Origin of the sequence: Mesorhizobium sp. M7A.F.Ca.CA.004.12.1.1, from assembly GCF_003997835.1 — a bacterium.
In the GTDB taxonomy this organism is placed as follows: Bacteria; Pseudomonadota; Alphaproteobacteria; order Rhizobiales; family Rhizobiaceae; genus Mesorhizobium.
On the sequence record NZ_RZRK01001111.1, the window covers coordinates 1 to 1512 of the forward strand.

Below are 1512 nucleotides of genomic sequence, written 5' to 3' on the forward strand. Positions count from 1 at the left end.
AACATGTGCCGGGCGCCGTCAAGGCCGAGGAGGCCAGCGCCGAGCAGCGCCAGTTCATCCTCACCTATGTGCAACCAGGGCTGGCCGGGCTGATGGACGGGTCGGTGTCCACTCTGGCGCCGATCTTTGCCGCTGCCTTTGCCACGCACGACACCTGGCAGACGCTGCTGGTCGGGCTTGCCGCCTCGATCGGCGCCGGCATTTCGATGGGCTTCACCGAAGTCGCTTCCGACGACGGCAAGCTGTCGGGCCGCGGCTCGCCGATCAAGCGCGGTCTGACCGTCGGCATCATGACGACGCTGGGCGGTCTCGGACACGCGCTCCCCTATGTCATTCCGCATTTCTGGACGGCCACCGGGGTTGCCGCGGTGGTGGTGTTCTTCGAATTGTGGGCGATCGCCTTTGTCCAGAACCGCTACATGCAGACGCCTTTCCTGCGTGCCGCCTTCCAGGTGGTGCTGGGTGGCGCCCTGGTGTTCGCGGCCGGCGTGCTGATCGGGAATGCATAGTTTTTTCCCTTCCCCCCTTGTGGGGGAAGGTGGATCGGCGCGCAGCGCCGAGACGGATGAGGGGTGTTCCAGCGGAGTGAGACGTTGGCGTTCCCTGGAACACCCCTCATCCGTCGCCTGCGGCGACACCTTCTCCCACAGGGGGAGAAGGAAGAAACTTGCCACTCACCCATTCACCGCCCGGCTATCCCTAGGCGCCTCGTCTCTCTCCGTCAGTCCATAATCCCTCATCACATGGGCGATGCGCAGACGGTAGCCGGCAAAGATACCGCCCCGGCCGGCCTTCTGCGCCTGGCGGTGTTCCTCGGTGTTGCGCCAGGCCTTCACGGCTTCCTCGTCGCGCCAGAATGACAGCGACAGGATGCGGTTCGGATCGGCCAGGCTCTGGAAACGCTCGATGGAAAGAAAGCCGTCAATGCCGTCGAGCAGTGGACGCAGGTCCGCGGCGATGCTCAGATAGGCGTCGCGCCGGCCTTCCGCCGGCTCGACCTCGAAGATCACGGCAATCACGGCAGCACCAGTTTCGCGTGCGGGCCTGAGGCCAGTTTCAGGAACATGCGATCCTCCTTCAGGATGAACCTCTCGCGCTTGGCGAATTCGTAGTTTGCCTTGCCGGTGGGATCGGCGGCAAGCCGGGCGCGATAGGCTTCGTAGGCGGCCAGGCTCTCGATGTTGTAGGCGGCATACGCGGTCGTCGCCGAGCCCTCATGCGGCGCGTAGTAACCGATCAGATCGGCGCCGCAGCGTGGAATGGCCTGGCCCCAATTGCGCGCATACTCCTCGAAGGCCGCCTTGCCGAACGGGTCGATCTCGTAGCGGATGAAGCAGGTGATGGTCATTGTGGTCTCCTTGGGGTGCGTCGATAGTTCGAGCGGCATCGAAACGTTGTGTCGTCTGGTCTGCTAGGGCTGCCAGAAGGACTTCGCGCATTCGCGGCGCACGTCTTGCCGCGTTAGCCCAAGATCGCGCAGCTGATGATCATCCATCTCGGCAAGGTCCAGAC

4 protein-coding genes are annotated in these 1512 nt (G+C 64.1%); 1 reads left to right on the forward strand and 3 read right to left on the reverse strand.

The window, feature by feature from the left end; genetic code table 11:
* Positions 1-509, forward strand: a 509-nt coding sequence (locus EN984_RS34175; protein WP_348630244.1) for a VIT1/CCC1 transporter family protein, incomplete at its 5' end; no start/stop codon positions are given.
* Positions 510-674: 165 nt separating this feature from the next.
* Here EN984_RS34175 and EN984_RS34180 read toward each other — a convergent pair.
* From EN984_RS34180 to EN984_RS34190, 3 genes are all read right to left on the reverse strand, one after another.
* Complete coding sequence (locus tag EN984_RS34180) at positions 675-1019, reverse strand: antibiotic biosynthesis monooxygenase (RefSeq protein WP_127268914.1); 345 nt, start codon at positions 1017-1019, stop codon at positions 675-677.
* Positions 1016-1348, reverse strand: a complete 333-nt coding sequence (locus tag EN984_RS34185; protein WP_127268912.1) for an NIPSNAP family protein — start codon at positions 1346-1348, stop codon at positions 1016-1018. Before EN984_RS34185 ends, EN984_RS34180 begins: the two co-directional genes overlap by 4 nt.
* Positions 1349-1411: 63 nt before the next feature.
* Positions 1412-1510 (reverse strand): DUF1127 domain-containing protein, encoded by a 99-nt coding sequence (locus EN984_RS34190; protein ID WP_127384336.1) that lies wholly within the window; start codon positions 1508-1510, stop codon positions 1412-1414.
* Between the last annotated feature and the right edge of the window lie 2 nt (positions 1511-1512).